19 protein-coding genes are annotated in these 21,877 nt (G+C 38.0%); all 19 read left to right on the top strand.

Annotation, left to right across the window (positions count from 1 at the left end):
- Position 1: 1 nt before the first annotated feature.
- Positions 2-1,330 (top strand): hypothetical protein, encoded by a 1,329-nt coding sequence (locus ACO6S2_RS12290; protein ID WP_422358850.1) that lies wholly within the window; start codon positions 2-4, stop codon positions 1,328-1,330.
- A 1,006-nt stretch (positions 1,331-2,336) separates the two neighbouring features.
- The gene (locus tag ACO6S2_RS12295; RefSeq protein ID WP_422358851.1) at positions 2,337-4,067 is read left to right on the top strand and encodes a multicopper oxidase family protein; all 1,731 of its coding nucleotides are present in this window, start codon (positions 2,337-2,339) and stop codon (positions 4,065-4,067) included.
- Positions 4,068-4,093: 26 nt separating this feature from the next.
- Positions 4,094-5,491 carry a tyrosinase family protein gene (locus tag ACO6S2_RS12300; protein ID WP_422358852.1) on the top strand — a complete coding sequence of 466 codons (1,398 nt, stop codon included), beginning with the start codon at positions 4,094-4,096 and terminating at the stop codon, positions 5,489-5,491.
- 4 nt (positions 5,492-5,495) lie between these two features.
- Entirely contained in the window at positions 5,496-6,044 is a 549-nt protein-coding gene (locus ACO6S2_RS12305; protein WP_422358853.1) for a hypothetical protein, read from the top strand.
- 27 nt (positions 6,045-6,071) lie between these two features.
- Positions 6,072-6,482 (top strand): hypothetical protein, encoded by a 411-nt coding sequence (locus tag ACO6S2_RS12310; RefSeq protein WP_422358854.1) that lies wholly within the window; start codon positions 6,072-6,074, stop codon positions 6,480-6,482.
- A gap of 58 nt (positions 6,483-6,540) precedes the next feature.
- Positions 6,541-7,917, top strand: coding sequence for a S8 family serine peptidase (locus ACO6S2_RS12315; RefSeq protein ID WP_422358855.1), 1,377 nt, complete (start codon positions 6,541-6,543; stop codon positions 7,915-7,917).
- Positions 7,918-7,930: 13 nt separating this feature from the next.
- Positions 7,931-8,305, top strand: coding sequence for a hypothetical protein (locus ACO6S2_RS12320; protein WP_422358856.1), 375 nt, complete (start codon positions 7,931-7,933; stop codon positions 8,303-8,305).
- 201 nt (positions 8,306-8,506) lie between these two features.
- A complete protein-coding gene (locus ACO6S2_RS12325; protein WP_422358857.1) occupies positions 8,507-8,689 on the top strand; it encodes a hypothetical protein in 183 nt (60 codons plus the stop codon).
- 131 nt (positions 8,690-8,820) lie between these two features.
- Positions 8,821-9,270, top strand: coding sequence for a hypothetical protein (locus tag ACO6S2_RS12330; RefSeq protein WP_422358858.1), 450 nt, complete (start codon positions 8,821-8,823; stop codon positions 9,268-9,270).
- Positions 9,267-10,649: a hypothetical protein gene (locus tag ACO6S2_RS12335; protein ID WP_422358859.1), complete on the top strand. Its 1,383-nt coding sequence runs from the start codon at positions 9,267-9,269 to the stop codon at positions 10,647-10,649. The genes ACO6S2_RS12330 and ACO6S2_RS12335 overlap by 4 nt, the downstream gene beginning before the upstream one ends.
- 5 nt (positions 10,650-10,654) lie before the next feature.
- Complete coding sequence (locus ACO6S2_RS12340) at positions 10,655-12,622, top strand: hypothetical protein (RefSeq protein WP_422358860.1); 1,968 nt, start codon at positions 10,655-10,657, stop codon at positions 12,620-12,622.
- Between the two features lie 424 nt (positions 12,623-13,046).
- Positions 13,047-15,065: a tetratricopeptide repeat protein gene (locus ACO6S2_RS12345; protein ID WP_422358861.1), complete on the top strand. Its 2,019-nt coding sequence runs from the start codon at positions 13,047-13,049 to the stop codon at positions 15,063-15,065.
- Positions 15,066-16,355: an APC family permease gene (locus tag ACO6S2_RS12350; RefSeq protein WP_422358862.1), complete on the top strand. Its 1,290-nt coding sequence runs from the start codon at positions 15,066-15,068 to the stop codon at positions 16,353-16,355. It begins immediately after the preceding gene.
- Between the two features lie 369 nt (positions 16,356-16,724).
- A complete protein-coding gene (locus ACO6S2_RS12355) occupies positions 16,725-17,219 on the top strand; it encodes a GbsR/MarR family transcriptional regulator (RefSeq protein WP_422358863.1) in 495 nt (164 codons plus the stop codon).
- A gap of 75 nt (positions 17,220-17,294) precedes the next feature.
- Positions 17,295-17,660 carry a hypothetical protein gene (locus ACO6S2_RS12360; RefSeq protein ID WP_422358864.1) on the top strand — a complete coding sequence of 122 codons (366 nt, stop codon included), beginning with the start codon at positions 17,295-17,297 and terminating at the stop codon, positions 17,658-17,660.
- Positions 17,661-17,662: 2 nt separating this feature from the next.
- Positions 17,663-18,028 (top strand): hypothetical protein, encoded by a 366-nt coding sequence (locus ACO6S2_RS12365; RefSeq protein WP_422358865.1) that lies wholly within the window; start codon positions 17,663-17,665, stop codon positions 18,026-18,028.
- Positions 18,025-18,945 (top strand): TIGR01777 family oxidoreductase, encoded by a 921-nt coding sequence (locus ACO6S2_RS12370; RefSeq protein ID WP_422358866.1) that lies wholly within the window; start codon positions 18,025-18,027, stop codon positions 18,943-18,945. Before ACO6S2_RS12365 ends, ACO6S2_RS12370 begins: the two co-directional genes overlap by 4 nt.
- Positions 18,946-18,949: 4 nt before the next feature.
- A complete protein-coding gene (locus ACO6S2_RS12375) occupies positions 18,950-19,657 on the top strand; it encodes a YqjF family protein (protein ID WP_422358867.1) in 708 nt (235 codons plus the stop codon).
- Between the two features lie 240 nt (positions 19,658-19,897).
- Entirely contained in the window at positions 19,898-21,730 is a 1,833-nt protein-coding gene (locus tag ACO6S2_RS12380) for a type II CAAX prenyl endopeptidase Rce1 family protein (protein WP_422358868.1), read from the top strand.
- The last annotated feature ends 147 nt before the right edge of the window (positions 21,731-21,877 follow it).

Below are 21,877 nucleotides of genomic sequence, written 5' to 3' on the forward strand. Positions count from 1 at the left end.
CATGAAAAAGACCGTTGTTTTAGTGGTGCTGTTTGGTATTAATTTTAGTGCATTCAGCCAAGGTGAAGATATTAAGATTGAAGACTTATATGTTGATTTTGCCATACCCGATATTTCAAGTTTTTCTTTGCTGGGTATCGAGGAAGATAAGATTTCCCGTCCGGGGAATATCAACAAACTAGCCGTTCAATTAAAGGAATTAGTACCCTTCAACACCATTACACCGGGTGTTGCTGTTGAATTCAGTCCCTGGCTTTTGATAAAAAAGGATGTTAATGCATCATCGAATTTGGATCAATATAGAAAACCACTTCAGGGGTTACAATTCAATTTTGCTACAGCCAACGATTCGGTAGGTAGTCATGTAGGGCTTGGCCTCCGTTGGGTGATTTTTGACGATTCAGATCCGTTGAAAAACCAAAATCTGGAAAAGGAAATTTTGAGTTTGGTTGGAGATTTGGATCCTGCAAGTGTGGTTATTAAAGCCCAAGGCTATAATAGCACGGTTGATTCTTTTAGGGATAATTTGTTTAAATCATATAATGTTACCAAGCCGGAGGATATGGTAATCATAGATGGGTATCTTAAAAATCACCTTTCTTCTCCAGGGTCTCAAAGCAAATTACTAAACGATAATGCCACACTCGTTGATATCCAGGATTCTTTGAGTAGCAAGTATTCCATTACCTTAAGTTCAAATGAAAAAGAGGAGCTAAAAGAACTCATTGTAGCTTATAATCGAATTGTTATGAGTTATGTGGACCGCGATGCGCTGATTGAATCCTACAGTAAAAAGGTTAAGGAGTTTAAAGAAAAGTGGCTGGCTGAACAATGGAACGCAAAAGCAGCTCATATTGCGATGGGTACAGCTTGGAATTCTGCTGATACAACCTGGAGTAACCTCTCCAAAGATGTATTTACAGCTTTTGGAGGGTTGAGCTGGCCGTTACAGTTCAGCCCATCTGATAAGATAAAGGGACAGGCTATTCTTCAAACCTTATGGAGAAAGTCTTACGATGATTCAAAAGTGGAAGAATCTTACTTTTCGATTGGTTCCCGAATATTGCTTGGTAACAGCGAGCGAAGGATATCTGCCGAATACTTGTTTAGTAAATCTAAGAATCGCGACCAGATTGATGGTATGCCTACGATGATGGACGACATCAAAGTTTACCGTGGCACCCTAGGCTGGGAGATGAAAGTGGCCAAAGGCACATGGTTTGAATTAGCAGGAGGCTTCCGGAAGGTAGAAGGTAAAGGAGCTGAAATCACCTCCTTTAGTACTATCAAATATGCCTTTAACGGTAAAAGCCGATTTGACACAAAATAGTTAAGACCCTTAAAATCTGTAGAAACCTATACTCTTCCATTTACCTGAGACGGGAAAATAAAAAGAACAATTCAATTAACAGATTTGTCCAATATCCTTTTCCGAATAGAAAATGAACATTATGGCCCTGGATGCTAGTGAACAGGCGTTGGTAACTTCCTTTAGGTCAGCTTTAATGAAGGGAATTCAGGAGTCAAAAACAGTTTTATCATGAGGAAACCAAGAACTATTTTGAGAAATTGGCTAACCCAGGATTTGACCTGTCAAGTATGATTGAATTGGCCGTGAAAGTAGCTGAACTTGACATCTCGCAGGCCTCTTGGACTGAATAAGGCGTTTAACATAATTATTACATGGATTTGACAGGATAAAAGTGCGTCAAATTGTTAATTCTAAATTCTGTAATCTGAATGATTAAATTATAGAGACTTTAAAAGCTGATTAAGTGTGTCTAATAAACATAAGTTTGGACGGGTGAAATAAAATAGAAGTTTGCAATAATTGTTGAATTGCTTTGATACCACTTTTCCTATTGATTTAAATTCTGTTACTCCAATTGCAAGTTGTTTAGTCTTTTTTTCAAAATGACCTTCAAAGCCTGTGTGCAAATAGATGATAAAGACCAGCACAGCATGCGTTAGGGTGGCAAAATACCTGAAAATAAGTATTGGATTTTGGGTTGAAAAGCTGGATATTGAGGTAACCTTTTACCTAACCTTATGGAATACCTTTCATATTACTTGACAAGCCTTGGGTTTACTAGACACTCACAGAACAGGAATTTCTTAAGTCTGATTTTCAAGAGGCTACTTTCTCAAAAGAAGAATCATAGAGGTACATGCTTATCAAACCCATTAGGGTCAGTGTATCAGTACACGTTTGACGGAGCGAGTATAATCAAAGCCATCATCATTAGTCAAGTAAGCTCTTTTTTGAAGAAAGTAAAGTTAGCATCGAGGAAAATATTCAAACCGATTTCGTCAAGTATTCAAATTAATAATGCACTATGAAAACGAATATTACTTTCTTAACCGTGGCCTTTATGATTCTTTTCTTTGCCAATTGCAGTGATGATCCCAAGAACAGCGGAAAGGAGGATATTGAATTCATGAGTATTCAAAATCAGAAGAAAAGGATACTCGAAGAATTTAGAAGTATAGATCAGTCAGCGAAAGATCAAGGAAACATGATGCTTTCCTCTGAGGCGAATTCAAGTAGAGCCTACCAGCCATTCCGTAATCCTGCTGAGCGAAAATCATTTAATGGTTTGTTAGATACAAAGTTGGAGGTTGCTTACACGACTCAAAAAATATGGAACATCAACAAAAAATCAAGTATCTCTGTTAATCTTCGAAATTATGAAAGCTCTTTGGTAGGGCCGACCATGAGAATAAAGCAATCAGATCTTCTTCGGGTCAAAGTAATCAATAATTTACCTAGTACAGGGATGCACGATTCACCTTGTGATCCAATGAACACCATGCATCACTCCAGTGTAGATCCTTGTGATCAAGTTAACAATAAGGTGTTTAATACAACGAACCTTCACACCCATGGTTTGCACGTAAGTCCAAGTGATAGTAGTGATAATGTGCTTGTGCATATCATGCCATCTTGTGAGTTTCAGAATCATATTCAAATTCCAGGCAATCACCCTCAGGGCACATTTTGGTATCATGGCCATGTACATGGCTCCACTGCCATTCAGGTTTCATCTGGAATGGCCGGCGCTTTGATTGTGGAAGGAGGGATGGACACTCTTCAGCAAATCAAAGATGCTGAGGAAAAAATCTTTATTCTGCAACAGATTCCTTATACCGAAGATGAGAACGGCTTTTATGGAGTTGAAGATTTCAAGAACTCCTTCGGGCCTGGGTCCTGGGAGAGAGGAGTTAGACAAAATGGTTGGAGAACTATGGTTAATGGTCAAACTTATCCGATTATTAGAATGAAATCAGGTGAAGTTCAGCGTTGGAGATTTATTCATGCAGGAGTTCGAGAGACAATTGATATACATTTAGAAGAGCATAACCTTAATGAGATTGCAATGGATGGTATTGCTTTAGGAACTATGAATCGCAAAAACAGCATTGAACTGCAACCAGGTTATAGGTCGGATGTTCTTATTAAGGCAAATGAGGTTGCAGAAGCTGATACTTTGTTTCTGATTGACTTAGAGTCTGATGCTATATCTGGCCTTCAAGCAGAATTAGAATCTCCTAAAATAATTGCTATTGTAATTATCTCATCGGAGAAAAAAGACATGAATCTGCCTAATGAAGGTGCACTTGCAATGTACAAACCGTTCGAACCAATCAAAGATAGCGAAGTAGAAGGTAATGAATTACAAACTGTTCATTTCAATATTGATGTAAGTCAAATACCCATCTGCTTTACTATTGATGGAAAACCATTCGATATGAGTAGTCCTCCTAGAAAATTGAAATTGGGAGAAGCCAATACATGGACATTAACATCTGGATTGGCAAACCACCCTTATCACATACATGTCAACAGTTTTGAAGTTCATTCTATCGAACACAGAAATGGTCGTATTACAGAATTTGATCCACCTATTTGGAAAGATACTTACATGGTCAAAGTTGGGGAAAAAGTCACCATCAGATCCAGGTACGAAGATTTTACTGGAGATTTTGTGCTGCACTGCCACATTTTGGATCATGAGGACCAGGGTATGATGCAACTAGTACGAATTGTAGAAGAACCATCATCATAAATACAACCAATTAAACCTAGCACGCTATGAAAAGAAGAGACTTTATTAAATCAACAGCTTTGACAGCCGGAGCTACCACCTTAGCAATATCAACACCTTTTGCAGTTCACTCAAAAGAAAATCAAGGTGTATTACAACGTAAGAGTATAGACGAAATTGATCCTTCAGATTACATCGACGCACTGACGAAATTAAAAGACAAAAACGGCGGAAATGATTATGTTTTCTACGCCAATATTCATAATTCGGCGGTTAAACGTTGCGAACATAACAATGATCTGTTTTTTCCATGGCACAGAGCGTTGTTGCACTACTTTGAAAAAGCACTTCAAGCCGAAGTTCCTGGTGTAACTATCCCATATTATGACTATACCAAGTTACCAAAAAGTGGAAAGCGATATCCGGCCGCGTTCGAAAAAGGCGGGGATATTTTGTCCCAGATGTATGATGATTTTCAACAAAAATGGGTGAATACGAACCGAAATACTACATCAATATCTAAACCGTTTTATCCATATGTCGATGAGGTGACCAATGTCATTAGTAAAAATCCAAAATGGAGCTCAAGCAATATACTAACCGGAGGATCATCCAATGGTTTTGGGGGATTGCAGAGACCGCTGGGTGGATTTGGTGCAATAGAGACTCCTCAGCATAATTTGATGCATGACTTATACATAGGGGGTGCTATGAGCAGTTCAGTGACTGCGGCATTTGACCCGATTTTTTGGTCATTTCATGCCTACCAGGACTTGATTTTTGAGTTATGGCTTAAAAAATATGGCGCAAACACAATATCTGATCAAGGCAGATCACTCAAAAACATGCCTGAAAGTATAACATTGGGTGAGGTGCTGGATACGACTAGACTTGGATACATCTATGACCACCCAGATATGCAACCGCCAGTTATTGCGTCAGCGATAGATGAAAAAAATATAAATCTCCGACAGCAGACCTCAGGTTCTTATGCGCAGAAATATCCTCATGTGGCAGAATTAGCTGGTAGCTACGAAGCTGAAACCATCTCAATATATTCTTTTGATATACCGACCACCTTCAAAGCCACGCCTTTTGTCATGAAAGATGTAGTGATATCGGATACCGTGAATTTGACTGGCTTTGTTTTTCTTCACCCAGAAGAGGTTGACTATGAAAAAGGTGATGAACTCTTTAGAGAGCGATATTTAGTTGACCATTTTGCTATTTTTTCTATGCCGCAAATGAAGGGCATGAAAACCGATATTTCCATCGATCTGACCCAAGAAATAGTTCGACTATCAGCACAATCACCGGGAAAAAAATACAAAGTGACTGTAACAGGATTCGATTCTGCGGTCACAAAAGACGCTAAGACCTCCGCTATAACAAAACGAACTGAGTCCGAAATACTGACCTCAGCGGAATTAGTCATTTTAACTTAAAGTCATGCATAGAAAAGTACTTTTTGAATTACACATTAAGCCCTTATTTAGGGCGATTGACAGAGATCACATGCTGTGGCATTTTGATTTATGGAACCCCGATTCCTTTTATGAAAGGAATGGTCAACCCAAAATGCATGTAATCAATGCCATCTTAGATCATTTGACAAGCAATGGCCCAGATCAAATGCCACCTAACAACAATGCAGGACCCTGGCCTGAAGAATGGATTGATTTGTATAGAAGATGGATTGATGAAGGCTGTGGTCGATTAAGCTTAACTAAAGGTGATTACCAAATCAGAAAAGACGGTTCGACGGTTAAACTTTTTGCCAAAATTGAAATTGATCAAGGTGCTGAATGTTGGTGGGAAAGACAATACGAGGGAAGCGACTCTTATATTTATCATTTATCTGTAGAGTCAAAAGAAGAAACGGGTCAATCAGAAGGAAGAATCATCAGAGAATTTATAGGCAATTTCCCATCGCAGCTTCAAAAAATTACCATCGTTGATCAAGACGGTATTCAGGAGCTGCCTATTCCTATTTCATGAATTTTTTAACCATAAAACGATTTAACAATGTCAAGACAAATTATTAATGCGAGCCCGCCTGCAGCTACTGCTACCATGGCATCTCCAACACTTCAACCAGATCCGGATAAATACAAAGACAGACTTCTCAAATATATTCCAGGTGAGATTATCGCTTTGTGGATTACAGGCACCAGTGTGCTTACTGAAAATGCAGACAAATTTAACGCATCATGGCATTGGGCCTTTATGGCAATTTGTGCCATCCTATGTGTGGTTTACCTCAAATTAGCCATGAAGGTTGATAAACCTATTCAGCTGGTGGTGTCCGTATTATGTTTTGTGGTTTGGGTTTTCACTTTGGGTGGTCCTTTTCTTTTTCTGGATTGGTATGATCCTATATACGGACAGTTCATACTTCCAATCTTCACTATCACTGTTGGCTTTATCAAACCCTAGATAACAATTCAATATGTCACTAGTTAAATTACATTCAAAAGGAATGAAAAACATGACAATGAAGCAACCAAAAAAAATCGGACACCTACTCCAGCAAACTTTTGAAATGTTGGAGTCAGGTGATCGAAATATACTTCAAAGTGAGCTTACAAAAGTAGGAGGGGCTATTTCCGAATCTACAGGCAATCATATCCCTGTAATACTTAAAATTGCTACTCATCAGCCACATAAAGCTGAGAGTTGGAGTAGCTATAAAAGGAGAATAAATAGAGCATTAAAACCGGTTTTTGAGCACATTGATCAAATAAAGACTGATGTGCCCAAGGAACAGCAACCCAAGGCTTTGATCAGTGCCAATTCCATTCGGTATTATGGGTTACCTGGTCAAATCCAGGCCTTGATCAATAATCAAGTGATTGAACGAATAGAACTTGACCCTACCTTGCAACTTACCCAAATGGATGATGCCATTTCAGATGTAGGTTTGCCTGAATTTCATGTCAATCATGGGAAGAGTAGTGATGGCAGTGGAGTTTCTGTAGCTGTATTGGATAGTGGAATTGATACCAAACATCCATTTTTGAACGTGAAAAGATCAGTAAGTACAGTAGGTGAGCCAGTATCTATTCCTGGAGACCATGGAACGCATTGTGCAGGCTCGATTGCAAGTACGGATTCAATATTTCCAGGGATTGCCCCAGGAGTTGATTTATACAATATCAAAGTCTTAAGGTCTGATGGGCGTGGCAGCCATACCAACGTAGTACAAGGTATAGATAAGGCGCTTGATTTTGGAGCAGATATATTGTCCATGAGCTTGGGTTTCAATCATTTACCAAAGTGGTCCTCCAATGGCCATGGCTGGATGTGCGATAATGGCCATTGCCCACTTTGTGTGGCAGTTGACAACGCCGTCTTACTTGACAATACAGTAGTTGTGGTGGCAGCCGGCAATGATCATATGAGAGCCGAAGCCTTAAGAAACCAGGGGAGTGGAAATACATTTGATACAGAACTCGGGTGTCCTGGTCAGGCAAGAGAAGCAATTACTGTTGGAGCCATTCACAAGAGGTCATTTCACCCTGCCGCCTTCAGCAGTCAAGGTACTACAAGTTACCACACCACTAAGCCCGATTTGGTAGCACCAGGTGTCAATATTACTTCTACTATACCCGTACCTCGCAATGCAAGAGGGCAACTGATGGCCAAGCCTCCAAGGTCTCTACTATTTGACCGCAAAGATGGTACCTCTATGGCTACTCCTATGGTTTCGGCGGCATGCGCGCTTATTATTGAGAAAATGAGAGCCTCAAATATGAAGGTGACTCCATATGCCGTGAAGCAGCAGTTATATCAGGATGGCATCATAGCAATGCGTGGAAAAGGAAGAAATGTAATAGGTAGAGGGCGTTTGACGTTATCTAAAGTGAGATAATTTCGTTAAATTTATGAAGGTAAGTGAAGAGAAAAGTATTATGGATGGCAAAAGCTTATTGAATATTGCTAAAGAGCTTTCGGAAAAAGGGTTTACAGATAAACTGGGGTCTGGAGAAAAAGCTATTAATGTAGCACTCGGTAGCCAAGTTCAATTTCATGACGGCTCACGAGCACTAAGAAGGGAAAAATTGAAAAGCCAATTTACCGAATCATTGAAATTGATAAATCCGGACGATGTTGAGGTAGATTTTGATTCATTATCTGTTTCAGGTCAGACAGTAAATGCTAAGATTAAGATTGAACGCTTGATCGATGTTTGCAACAAACTGGACAATCAAAAAATAAATATTTATCCCAACAATTTAGAGCAAGTACACAATTCCTGAATTATCTCGTTGAAGTGTGGTTTAAGCATTCAACAAAAAGTAAAGGATTTGGCATCTTAGTTAATGTCGTGTTTTTAATTTTCCTAAATTTATATAATCTCTAGTTGGGGAGCCTATTACACAACGGAACGTTCTTCATGGTTTGTAAAACAGGGGTTTAAATTATTTAATAGCAACATTGAATACCATTATGGAGGCACGATGGTGTTGAATGATGACGCTAAGAAAATCGAATTTTCCTTTCTTGATGGTTGGAATCTATTGATGGATGAAATCAAGAAAATTCAAGACAATGGAATCATGACCCGAGTGCGCATCTTTGATGAGTACCCCAATCACCAAACACTTTTGACATTTTTTGGCTCAAAGAGCTGGAGAGTTTAAGTCGCAAAAATGCGGCTCTGTTAAAAAAAAAAGCATATTCTTTTCAAGAACCCTTCTGACATATGGAAAATACCTGAAATTGGGTATTTCGATAACAGAGAAATAGCCTAGCTTTAGATAAAAATAAAACTATGCCAACAACCTATCTACTTCTCATTTCATTTGTTGTCTTTTTATCTGCATGTGATGAAGCAAAATTCCAGGATTTATCCGATAATGGATGTACAGATCCATTAGCCATCAATTACAATATCAATGCTGTATCTGATTCGGCAGATACATGCCACTATAGTAGTGTTATTTTCTATGGACTTAATACAGATAGCCTCCAGTATCCAATTACTCTTCGATTTGACCAGGGATTAACCAATCTTATGCTTGATGGTCCAATAGCAATTGTTCCTCAGAACTGCTTGGATGGGATAAATGGAACTGCAATTTTGGATTTAACTGGTTCGGAGACGTTAAGTTGGGTAGCCACAACAAAAGCTTCGGATGAAACTGATAGTTTAATATTTTCAGGCAACTTAACACCGAGCCCAATTCAGGCGTGCATCCAAATCCATGTTGCCAAGCAATGATTCAATCAACACCTCCAATGGAAGACCAATTGATCCTAATTTTCAGCTTATTGTTTATGTTAAGTCTGGTTTCAGAAAGACTTGCGAATTTCCTCAAGTTACAGCTTCATGAAAAGAAATTTATTGGATTGAGTTTCGGGAATCTACGACTCAAAGGAGAACATAAGGACAAAGAAAAACATCGTGAGAAAGCTGTATTAATTATCAATATATTTTCAGGATTTATTATCGCCGCATCACTGAATGTAGACCTTATTCAGGTGATAAATAATTTAGGCACTATTGATAAAAACATTGGTTGGGAAAGGACAGATTATTTTAAATGGTATACCATTTTTGGTTGGGTTTTCACTGCGATTTTCTTAAGTCTTGGTTCGAAATTTTGGCATGATTTGCTCGGCATTGTTTGGGCTATAAAGGACACTAAGAAAAAAATTGGAGATTCATCAAGTTCAGCTGCTAAGCATTCCACGGACTTACCAGAATCAGAACAGGAAGATATTCTCAAGAGAGCAATCGCAAGGGATAGCAAAAAATGGAAGCATCAATATTCGGGAATAAAAAGTGTAGCCATTGGCAGAAATGTTACAAGTGGCAAGACGGATACGACTGGTCTCACCTTAAGGTTTGGAGTGAATAAGAAGAATGAAGATGTCACATCAGTCATTCCTCAATATATTCCGTTTGAGAATTACAAAATACCTACAGATGTATATACTGCCGGCGGTTTTCAGTTCAATTCATTAAAACCCGGAGACCATATCTACAGAAGAAAAAGAGGATCTGGCGATGAGGAGAAGGGCACTTGCAGTATAAGAGTCCAAAGGAAGATTGATGACAACACATTCAAGCACTTTTTTATTTCCTGCTATCATGTAATCTATAATAGAGAACTTTTTGTGAATGGAATAAAAGAGTCGGCAGGTACACCACAAAATCCTGATGTATTTGATATGAAAGGTACTTTAATTGGTAAAGCAGAGGAAGGTATGATGAATACGTTCATCGATGCTGCATTAGTTGAGATCACCAGTCCAGACAATATGGAAAGTCATCCGGATATTAAAAGTAATGAGATTGTTCAGCTTGGTTCAGGCAACCTGGAGACTAAAGTAATTGTAATTACACCAGGTGGAAAAAAAGACTCAAAGATTAAGCTTGTTTCGACCGAACATGAAGTGAACGAGCTCAACTTCCGCAATGAATTTGAAGAGTTGATTGCGATTGAAAAAGTTACCTCTCCTGGGGATTCAGGTTCCGCTGTTATCACAGCAGATGGAAAATTAGTTGGAATTGTTATCGGAAGTGACAAGCAGCATACGCTCATACAGAATTTTCAGTATGTAGTAAATAACCTCAGAGTATCACCTAACAATTAATCGATATGAAAAAAATATACAGTATAGCCATTGCACTTATTATCTATGTCCAGGGCATTGCTCAGGAGCAAAAGGTGGGTGAAATTGATTGCAGATTCGTCTCAGGTGCTAATGTGGTAGCAAAGGATAAAAAATCTTTCACGTTTATAGGTGAAAATTGTGACTGCAATAAACTTTCAGTATTTCATGCGAATGCCATTGACAAAATAGAAGTTGGATCTGATTGCAAAGTAGATATAAGCCCATGGCTAGGTGGCGTGAAAAAAATGACTCTGACTGTTAAGTCGGAAGGTGGAGAATCTGAAAGAAAGCTCAATGTACTAACGTCAAAAGCTTCTATCACTGCAGACTCAGACTCGAACCCAAACCCAAATCAAGAAGATGATGCCCCTGCAAACCCACAAGTAAATGACAATATTGAGCCCCCACATGATTATGGCAAGAATATACTTCCGAAAGAATATTTAGAATTAGATGGCACTAATTGCCTCAATACACACCATACAGGTCGCGAATCCAAGGTAATAGAGTACAACGTGTGTTGCAATCGCTTTTATTATAACTATTATCCTGGAATGAATTTTTTCCCACTTAAAGGAAAAAATTTCAAATCTAAATCGGGCAATAAACGTGGAATTAGCAAGCAAGATATATATCAGAAAGGTACCAGGGTATTCGTGAACGATCCACTTGTCTTTAAACTTTCAACCATCAATTATAGAAACTACTTAACCACCGTCACTCGCAATTATGCATCAGAGAGTGAAGAGTTACCAGCTTTTTTTGAAAAAGCATTAAGCCCAGATGCGATTAAACTAGAAAACTCCTCGGGATGTGAATTAAGTATTCAACTATGGCTTTACAATAAGACAGGTCAACTCACGAGTTATTATGAGGGTTTACCTGATTGCATGACTGTTGATCAATTCAACAAATGGAACAAAGAAATCAAAGAAAAACTGGATGAATCGTTCAAAGAAGTATGCCCGAAATGTGACACAAAAAATTTAGGAATAGTTTCATGTTTACAGGCAACATTTAAAGAGAAATTCAGTGGGCCTGAGGATAAGGAAAAAAGCGAAGAGGGAAATCAAATAAAGGAATTTCTTACTCTCTATTATGCACTTGACAAAAAAAGTCATGACCTTCAATACAATGTGCCTCAGGTAAAGAATTATGATGAAATTGAATTTTCCTTAAATATTCTTCCAAAAGATAGTTCTGCTGGCATTTATCTCAGCGACGAAAAAGTTTCCATTCCCATATTTGGTGGTTTTAAAATTGATGGCAGCAGCGGATTGTTTTATAGTTCGCTGACCGACCATATATTCAGTACCGTACAGGATTCTGTTCGCTCTATAGCTCCAGATGGTTCGATTTCTTATCAAAGTGGAAATAGGATTGTTCGTCAAAATACGTCAACGGGTGATCCAGGACTAGCGGGTTTAGTACATTTTTATTCTAGATGGGGCAAATCCTTGAATCTGGCATTCTCACTTGGTGCAGGATTCACATTTAAAGACAATCCTCAGGCTCGATATTTAGTTGGTGGGAGTGTCTTAATTGGCAGAAAAGAACGAATTGCCTTAAGCTATGGTGCGGCTTTTGGACAAGTCACAAGATTGAAAGGTGAATTCGAAGACCCCAATATCTATCAGGACGTCACAAACATCACAACCAAAAGATTTGACACAGGTTACTTTTTCTCGCTCTCATACAACATCCCATTCAGGAAAAAAAGTCAGAAAGTAGCTCCAACGAGTTCAGCACCCCCGCCAACAACCCCTGCCGCGGTAACTACCGATGATGCTGGAGATAATGAGAGTGATGGAAATGGAGACGAAGGAGGAGATGGAGAAGAAAGCGAGGAAGAAGAAAGTGAGGAAGAAGAAAGTGAAGGAGAGGGTGGAGGCGAAGAAGAAGAAGAAGAAAATGATGGAGAAAAAGGGAAAGAAAAAAATAAAAAAAAATAAAGAAAAGTACAAGGCAAAAAGAATTGAGGAAAAAAAGGATAATAGATTAAAAACCAACTAAATCATATGAGATCCCAATTCCACGTCCTCTTTTCTATTTCAACATTCTACAAGGACTTTCCCAAAATCAATTGAGGTTAATTTGCTTCGAACTTCTGGAATCTTTGAGGATCGCACTAAAAGAGGAGGCTATTCAGGTATCGCCTTTTTAAAGGGAACAGAGTGGCGAAAAGAAGGAATCAAGTTTATTATAATTTCTGATAAACGATAAGGCGTTTGCTCTGCACTACTTGCTTGTAAAGGAGTCGTCGTTAAAGTCTTGTTGAACGATAGGTAACACAGCATTTGAATAAATAATTCTTAATTGATGCCATGACTACCCGGTCAATTGATTAATTTAATTTATTATGTGCCTTGAAACTTTATGAAGATATATTTCATTCTATCGGTTTGTTTAATAAGTACTTTACGGCTTTTCGCTCAAAATCCCAGAACCCTTGATTCGCTATTTACACGAGTAGAATCCGGCAATCAGAAAGAACGGATAAATACGTATGTCGCGATCGCCAGAGAGTACAGACAAATAAATGCCGATTCTACTAATTGGTATGCTCAGATAGCTATCCAGAAGGCTGAATTATTCAAATACCCTAAGGGTAAAATCGACGCGCTATATGAAATTGGTTATGCAGCTGATCGTACTGGGGACTATACTCAAGCAGTCAAACTATTTAATGATGTAATTGCTCAGTCTGATTCCATCAATTATACTATCGGGTTAACCAAAGGATATAATGGTCTTGGCCTTGTCTATGAATTGCAGGGTGATTATGTCAATGCATTGCATTATCATTTACTCAATCTGGAAATTCTAGAAAAATTAAATGATCGGCCAGGGATGGCTATGGTATACAACAACATTGCTATAGTTTATAAAGATCAAAAAGAGTATGATAAATCATTGGAAAGCCATTGGAAGTCGTTAAAAATAAGTGAAGAGAGTTTGGATAGTCTGGGTATGGCTATATCCAATTTTAATATTGGACACATGTATCAGTTGAAGGGAAATGGTGAGCAGGCGCTATTTCATTATCTCAAAACAAAAGAAATTACCGAGCTGATCAATGACATTTATGGCATGGGTAAAGTGCATCATAGTATTGGAGATATCTACTACTCAGACAAGCTGTATAAAAAAGCCTTTGATTATTATTCTAAGTCAAAGGCTTTTTTTGAGGAATGCAAAGCCAATACAGACATAACGGACCCACTTATCGGCCTTGGAAAAATTTACCTCCAAGATAGCAATCATGCTCGAGCCCAGCAATACTTGTCTCAAGCATTAGTAATGGCTCAAAAGACTGGTCATATTGATAATATTATGAACAGCTCCGAACTGCTCTTTCAGTCGGCAAAACAAATGGGTGACTATCAAAAAGCCCTTGACTATTATGTACTTTTTAATACCATGAAAGACAGTACTTTAAATAGTGAACAGATTAAACAGTTGACGCTTCTCGAAGCGGAATACAATTTTCAGAAAGAAAGAGCTTCAATAAATTATGCTAATGAGAGAGCTCGAATGACCCTAGATCAACAAATAGAAAAGCAACGAAATACTCAAAATGCAAGCATCGTTGGTATGGTACTTCTTGTTGGTGTTTTGATCATTTTGTATAGATATTACCGATTGAAGAAACATGCCAATCTTGAACTGCAATTGCTGAATGCAGAAATCCAGGATCGGAATGCATCCCTTAGCAATTTGAATGCTGAAAAAAACAGTTTGATTGGCATTGTAGCTCATGACCTCAAGAACCCGTTGTCCAATATTATAGGTGCTGTAGGTGTCTTGAAAGCATCTGAAAAGGAGGAAGAAAAGATAAAGTTTCTAGATATCGTGCAAGCGAGTGGGATGAAACTAATAGACATGATATCGGAGATTCTAAATGTAGAATCCATCGAACAACGTGTGGCTGACTTAGATTTATCCAGTATAAATTTAACTGAAATTATCAATGATGTGATTGATCAGTTTGATCAGCAAGCGAAAACAAAAAATGTTCAACTGGTTCGGGACATTACAGAAAATGTACACATCATTGCACATGTTACCTATGTATCTCAGGTTATAGAAAATTTACTTTCCAATGCCATTAAATTTTCATCTGAACAAAAGAATGTCTTTATCAACTTGTCTATAGATCAGAGTCAGGCTCTGATAGAAGTAAGAGATGAAGGACCTGGACTTGATGAAGAAGATAAGGCTAGGCTTTTTCAAAAGTATCAACGGCTTAGCGCAGAACCCACCGCAGGTGAAGACTCCACTGGACTAGGACTATCTATTGTTAAGAAGTTTGTAGATGCAATGAAAGGAGGAATTTGGGTGGAGAGTGAAGTAGGTAGGGGAGCAAGTTTTTTTGTGGCATTCGAGCTTGCATAAATGGTTACAAAAAATCTAGGCATTTTGACCGCTTCTTCCTTAGTCATTTCTTCAATGATAGGAACGGGTGTATTCACCTCCTTAGGTTTTCAGGTAGTTGATATCAAATCTGGCTTTGCCATTCTTTTCTTATGGTTTATTGGTGGAGTGGTTGCCTTTTGCGGAGCAGCATGTTATGCTGAGCTGGGTTCGGTTTACAAACGTTCAGGTGGAGAATACAATTTACTTCGAGAGTTGTATCATCCTGCCTTAGGATTTGTTGGTGGCTGGGTTTCGATCACCGTAGGCTTTGCAGCACCAGCGTCTTTAGCGGCCATTGCACTTGCCTCTTACTTAGGCACTATCATTCCAGGTTTATCAGAAAATCATGTAGCAGCGGTTACTATTCTTTTGTTTGGTGTCGTTCACGCACAATCCCTTCAGTTGGGTAGTCGAATTCAGAATATTACGTCACTGTTAAAAGTGGGGCTGATTCTGATCTTTATTTTGCTTGGTTTTGGCGTTTCGATCCCTCAGGAAGTCATTCTTACACCATCAACCAAGAGTTGGACGGAGATAACAAGTCCTCCATTTGCTGTGGCCTTAATCTATGTATCCTATGCTTATACGGGTTGGAATAGCTCCGTTTACATCATTGGAGAAATGAAGGAACCGAAGCGAGATCTTCCAAAATCTCTGTTTTTAGGCACATTGCTGGTCATGATCCTTTATGTTTTGCTCAATTACATATTTCTATACACGGTTCCGATTTCCAAGTTGGCAGGGGAGTTGGAAGTAGGCTTTTTATCAGGCCAAGCCATTTTTGGGGAACTGGGAGGAATGATCATTGCTATCGCAATATCTGTACTGTTGCTGTCCACAGTTAGCGCTTATGTTTTTCTAGGCCCACGAGTCAGCAAAGAATTGGGAGAAGACATGGCCGCCTTTCGGCTATTGGCTAAAACCAATACCAAAGGCATACCGATCAACGCTTATGTTTTTTCTACACTGCTCAGTCTAGTGTTTATCTATACTTCCACATTCGAGCAGGTATTGTTGTACACCTCATTCTTGCTCATCTTTATCACCACCATCACCGTTGCAGGTATTTTTGTCATGCGTTTTAAAGTCAAGATCCAGTCAGATGGTTATAAGGCTTGGGGCTATCCATTCACTCCAGTGATTTTCATTATAGTAAGCTTATGGACTTTGATTTTTGTAGCCGTGCAACAACCCTTCGAAAGTGGAGTAAGCATTGGTATATTTCTCCTAGGCATTGTGCTGTACTTTGTGACTAGGGACAAGGCTTAGGCGCTCAAGTCCGTACAAAATTAGAACTATACAGAGTACAAATATTTGGTCTAAGTGGTTGACACTAAGGTGCATCTTGAGTTTTTGAGCCAAAGCTTAATTAGAAGATAACCAAACATTTACACCTATATTGCTATCCAACAATCTTGGGGATATCAATGGCAAAAATTATCAAATAGATTATTCTAGTCACGAAAACTTGAACGACAAGCGTTGTCTGTAAAAAGTACGAGAAGACTAGACTGACCTGATTGGCGTTTAATCTTCGCGATGGACTAATTCAATTGACATCATTTAATTAACAACCAGAACCATAAAGTTTCAATAAGTTTTGAAAGTTTAATAATTAATTGTAGGTTTGTCTCAGATATGCAATACACAGAAGCAAAGCAAAACTTTATACAAGCTTGGGGTACTTTAGGTTCTAGTTGGGGAATAAATAAGGCCATGGCTCAAATACATGCGTTACTTCTGATTAGTGGAGAACCCCTTGCTGCAGAGGAGGTGATGGAGGAATTAAAGATGTCACGGGGTAATGTGAATATGAACCTAAGAGCTTTACTTGATTGGGGAATTGTTGAGAAAGTCAGTAGGATTGGTGAGCGCAAAGAATTTTTTGTAGCCGACAAAGATGTTTGGGAACTTGCCAGACAAGTGTCCAAAGAGAGAAGAAGAAGAGAGATAGAGCCAATTATTAAAGTGCTTGAACAAGTACAAGGAGTAGAAGGTACAAGCAAAGAAGTGAAAGAATTTAAAGCAATGACTAAGGACCTTCAGGACTTTTCGTATAAGGTAGATAGTGTTCTTGAAAAATTTACTAAGTCTGATAAAAACTGGTTCTATAAGTTATTGATGAAGCTCTGATATTTTTTTAACAAGATCTTTCAATAATTTCTGAAACTAATGAATTAATTGAATTTAAACTAAATACATACTGTTATGAATTATTACATTGTTACTTACAGCCTTTACGTAATTATGTCCATTGCACTTACCGTTTGGGTGGCTAATACGCTCTTTAAAAATGGACGTATATTTCTTGTAGACATTTTTCATGGGAATGAGCCTCTTGCTGACAGCGTCAACCGATTGTTAGTGGTTGGATTCTACTTAATTAATGTAGGTTATGCTGTCCTCACACTAAAAATTCTTAGTGAAGTTGTGACCGTACAGGCTGTAATCGAAACACTCAGTGTTAAGATAGGAGGAATCATTTTGATTCTCGGTGGAATGCACTTCTTCAATCTATTCGTCTTTTTCAGATTAAGAAGCAGAGCCAAGCACGAAGTTCAGACCGCCGTTTGATCATGAAGAATTTGCATTTTTATATTCAATGCATCATGGTTCTGATTGCACTTAGTCTAGCTGTTCAGATACCATCACAACGGGATCTTTTTGTTTATGTGGGGATGATTGAATTCTTTCTCGGCATTTATCAAATGGGTATGAGTATCATGCTCAGAAATAGGCTTTCCAAAAAGTCGCAGCTCCTTCAAATTCATTTTTTTGGCTCAATAGGTTATCTGATTATGATAATTAGTTTGGGCTGCTTAGATGTGGATTTGGTGGACGGCCTGTGGTCTTTTGCCTTATTCGGTCTTCCTTGGGGATTTGTCATTTTGTTTTTAGTCGCAATAGATGAATTAGAACGTGCTAGACACTATCGCTTATGAAAAAGGTTGTTTTAGCAGGAGGCACGGGTTTTTTAGGAAAATTGCTTCGTGACCATTTCGTTGATAAAGACTATCAAGTGGTTATTTTGAGTAGACAAGCATATACGTCAAAACTTAATATCACATATGTGCCATGGGATGGAGAGACACTGTCGGAATGGAAAAATGAACTAGAAGGAGCGGATGCACTGATCAACCTTTGTGGAAAGTCCGTCGATTGTAGATACACAGAGAGCAATAAAAAGCTCATATATGATACTAGGTTGAATTCAACTCAAGTGCTTGGGAAAGCAGTTGGATTATGTAAAACTCCTCCGAAAGTCTGGATAAATTCATCTTCTGCTACGATCTATAGACATGCTGAAGATCGTGATATGGGTGAGGAAACAGGAGAGATTGGAACGGGATTTTCTGTAGACGTCTGTAAGAAATGGGAGAATGCTTTCTTTGATTGTACTTCACCAGGCACACGGAAGGTTGCGTTGAGAATAGCGATCGTAATAGGCAAGAATGGCGGAGCACTCCAGCCATTGAAAAGCTTAACTAAAATTGGATTTGGTGGAAGACAGGGGAGTGGTAATCAATATTTTAGTTGGATTCATGAAGTAGATTTCATCAATGCGGTAAACTTTGTATTGGATAACAAAGAGTTATCAGGAGTTTGCAATGTTTCTTCACCAAACCCGGTAAGAAACACCCAATTCATGAGTAGCTTAAGAAAGGCCTTGAAAGTTCCGTTTGGAATACCTATGCCTAAATGGATGCTGGAAATGGGTGCGTTGATCATTCGAACTGAGACTGAATTAATATTGAAAAGCCGTAGAGTTGTTCCTAAAAAGTTGATTGAGAGTGGATATAGGTTTCACTACGGTAATCTTGAGAATGCCTTAATCGATTTAGTACAGAAAAAACCTTAATAGCATGAATTTTTTGAAAGCTGAATGGCGTAAACTAGCAATAGCTAACTATGAGGTAGAACCTTCGCTACTAAAGAAGTACCTACCTAATAATACAGAGCTTGATATTTGGGAGGGTAAATGTTTCGTGAGCCTAGTAGGCTTTATGTTTAAAAACACGCGGTTGTTAGGAATCCCAATTCCATTTCATAGGCACTTTGAAGAAGTCAATCTTAGATTTTATGTGCGCTATTGTGATAAGGGAGAATGGAAAAGGGGTGTAGTTTTTATAAAGGAAATCGTTCCAAAACCAGCGCTAACCTTTGTAGCTAATCATATCTACAAGGAGCATTATCAAACAATGAAAATGTCACACATTTTGGAGCAGCAATCGGATCAATTACGTGTGGAATATACATGGAAAGCGGGTCTGCATCAGCATAGGCTTAGAGTCAATGCTTCAAGCCATCCGGTAGAAATCCCTGAAAATTCAGTGACTGAATTTATAACTGAGCATTATTGGGGCTATACTAAAGTAACTGAAAAATGTACATTTGAGTACGAAGTAGTGCATCCTAGATGGCTGGCATACGAAGTATTAGATCATGGAATAGATGTTGACTTTGAGACGGTTTATGGAAATGATTTTAAAATGCTATCCAAGCGATTACCAAGTAGTGTGATGCTGGCTGAAGGATCAGAGATTGTAGTGAAAAGCAAAAGAAAAATATAGTCTTATGTCTAGTATGTTGACCAGAGAGTAATCACTAGATTTTTGCAAACATTCTATCATAGTATTGGCTATCGATAAAAAAGTAAAAACGTAGCGACTTTATTGATTAAGCATGCACTGGCTCAAAAAAATACATAGTGCATACTCATGCAAAGCATCTCAAAGAATAAATGGATTTCTTTAAGAAGTTTTTTTTTGCTTATTTCACATTGCATTAAGAACCCTTCTCTAAATCAAAGTATGCATTCACGATTATTAATATTGGGTCTGTTGATTTTTTCGACGACCTACAATCTTTATAGTCAAGACTTCATCAAAAAACCTAGTAGTTCAGAAGTATATCTTGACATTTTAAAAAACTCAAAAGACTCGTTATATGCTGATATAATAAGAGAATTTGATACCTATTTATCTGCTAATCCAGATGATTGTAATACGCGAATTGAAAAATGCATTGTCATTAATAAGGCTTATTATGATTACTATGATGATTATAACCCAAATTATGAGGAATTTGAAATATGCTTGAATGATCTGTTGAAAGATTTTCCAGATAATCAGGCAGTACTATTGTTCAAGTTAGAAAATACTTATGGAGAGTCCTCGATAGAATTTTGCAAGGAAGTAATTCATGAAAATATTAAAAACCGAGGTAGTTGGCCTGATTATAAACTCGCTAAATTTTATGAAGAATTGGCACGGCAATATAGCTATCAGGAGGAAAGAAAAAAGACGATAGATAATGCCAAAATTGCAGAGGCACTAAACGATTCATTGGATTTAAGTACCATACTTGCGGAACAGTATATGGCATTAAATAAATATGAAGAAGCCAAGAAGCAATTGCTAAGCAGTTTAGATTCAATGGATGATTCCTGGGATTCCAGAAATAAAGGTGACTTATTGTTAAAACTAGGAGAACCCGAAAAAGCACTTGAGGCTTTTGGTTATGCACAGCGGGATACAAGTTTATGGATGAATAATGGGCTTATCGCCCAGGCGCTAATCGATAACGGAAAATACATGGAGGCCAGAGAGTATTTGCTCAAAGACTTAAGTGAAGCTTATGATTCTACCTCTGCTCTTCATCAATTATTCGCATATGATTTTAAATATAGCCCGGCAGATACGACAATAACTACCTATAATCAAATCAATTCTGCTAGTTTTTTAAATGATGTTTTTGGTAAATACAGATTGATGATGCTAACCATAGCACCCTTTAGCTCATGGCAAGTCTATGATTTAGTTAAACTATTGATTTTGGTTATATCAGTTATCATCCTAGTTACTTTGCCATATTTGTGGATTTTGCCGATACATTATATATCCTACCATTTCAAAATAAAAGACGTTAAGACTTCATTAAAAGAAGTGCGTTGGGGACTCAAAGATTTTTGGATTATTTCTTCCTTGGCTTTGTTGATAGATTTTTTTGCGACAATTACGTTCAATTATCAAGGTCTTCTTTCTTCGATATTTAATGATTATTTCGTAGATGAAACAGCCAACATTAGTTTGGATAATGCAAATTATGGTCTGTTTTATTTTGTTGGCATGCTGACTGTCCTTTTGATATTTCTTAAAAAGCAAGATTATCGGTTTATTAATGCCGATAGATGGTCGACAGGAAAGGGGATAGCCATAGGAATTGGTCTTGCTTTTGCAATACGTTCCACATATTTTACCTTGGTGAAAATTGGGCTAATGCCACAGCCAAATGCCTCAATAATTGGTTCGGTTCAAGATTATTTCTCATCAATTAATTCATTTTATCACCCCGCTTTGACTTTCCTTTTTATAGTCATTTTAATACCTTTTTACGAAGAATATATTTTTAGAGGAATTGCCTTAACTGCCATGGAGAAGCGCATTAAGTTTATTGGTGCAAATATCATTCAGTCAATTATATTCGCTTTAGTTCATGGCAATTTGGATCTGTTTTTTTTCTATTTCACATTTGGCCTAGTTACCGGTATTCTTGTCAGAAAATCCGGAAGTGTAGCTCCCAGTATTGCCCTTCATATGACCAATAACTTATTAGCTTTTATTGTACTTTCTAGCAATTCCTAGAGAGAGGTTAAAGAAAAGATTCTAACTAGATCAAACAATCGATAGTGGCCATAAAAGTAAAAAAATTACTTATCGTAGCTCTCTAATTAGTACTCATCAAAGACTGAGGTTTAGAACAAAAGCGTTGGCAAGCAGCTGAAAAACTGG

Source organism: Reichenbachiella sp., assembly GCF_965233835.1.
GTDB lineage: Bacteria > Bacteroidota > Bacteroidia > Cytophagales > Cyclobacteriaceae > Reichenbachiella.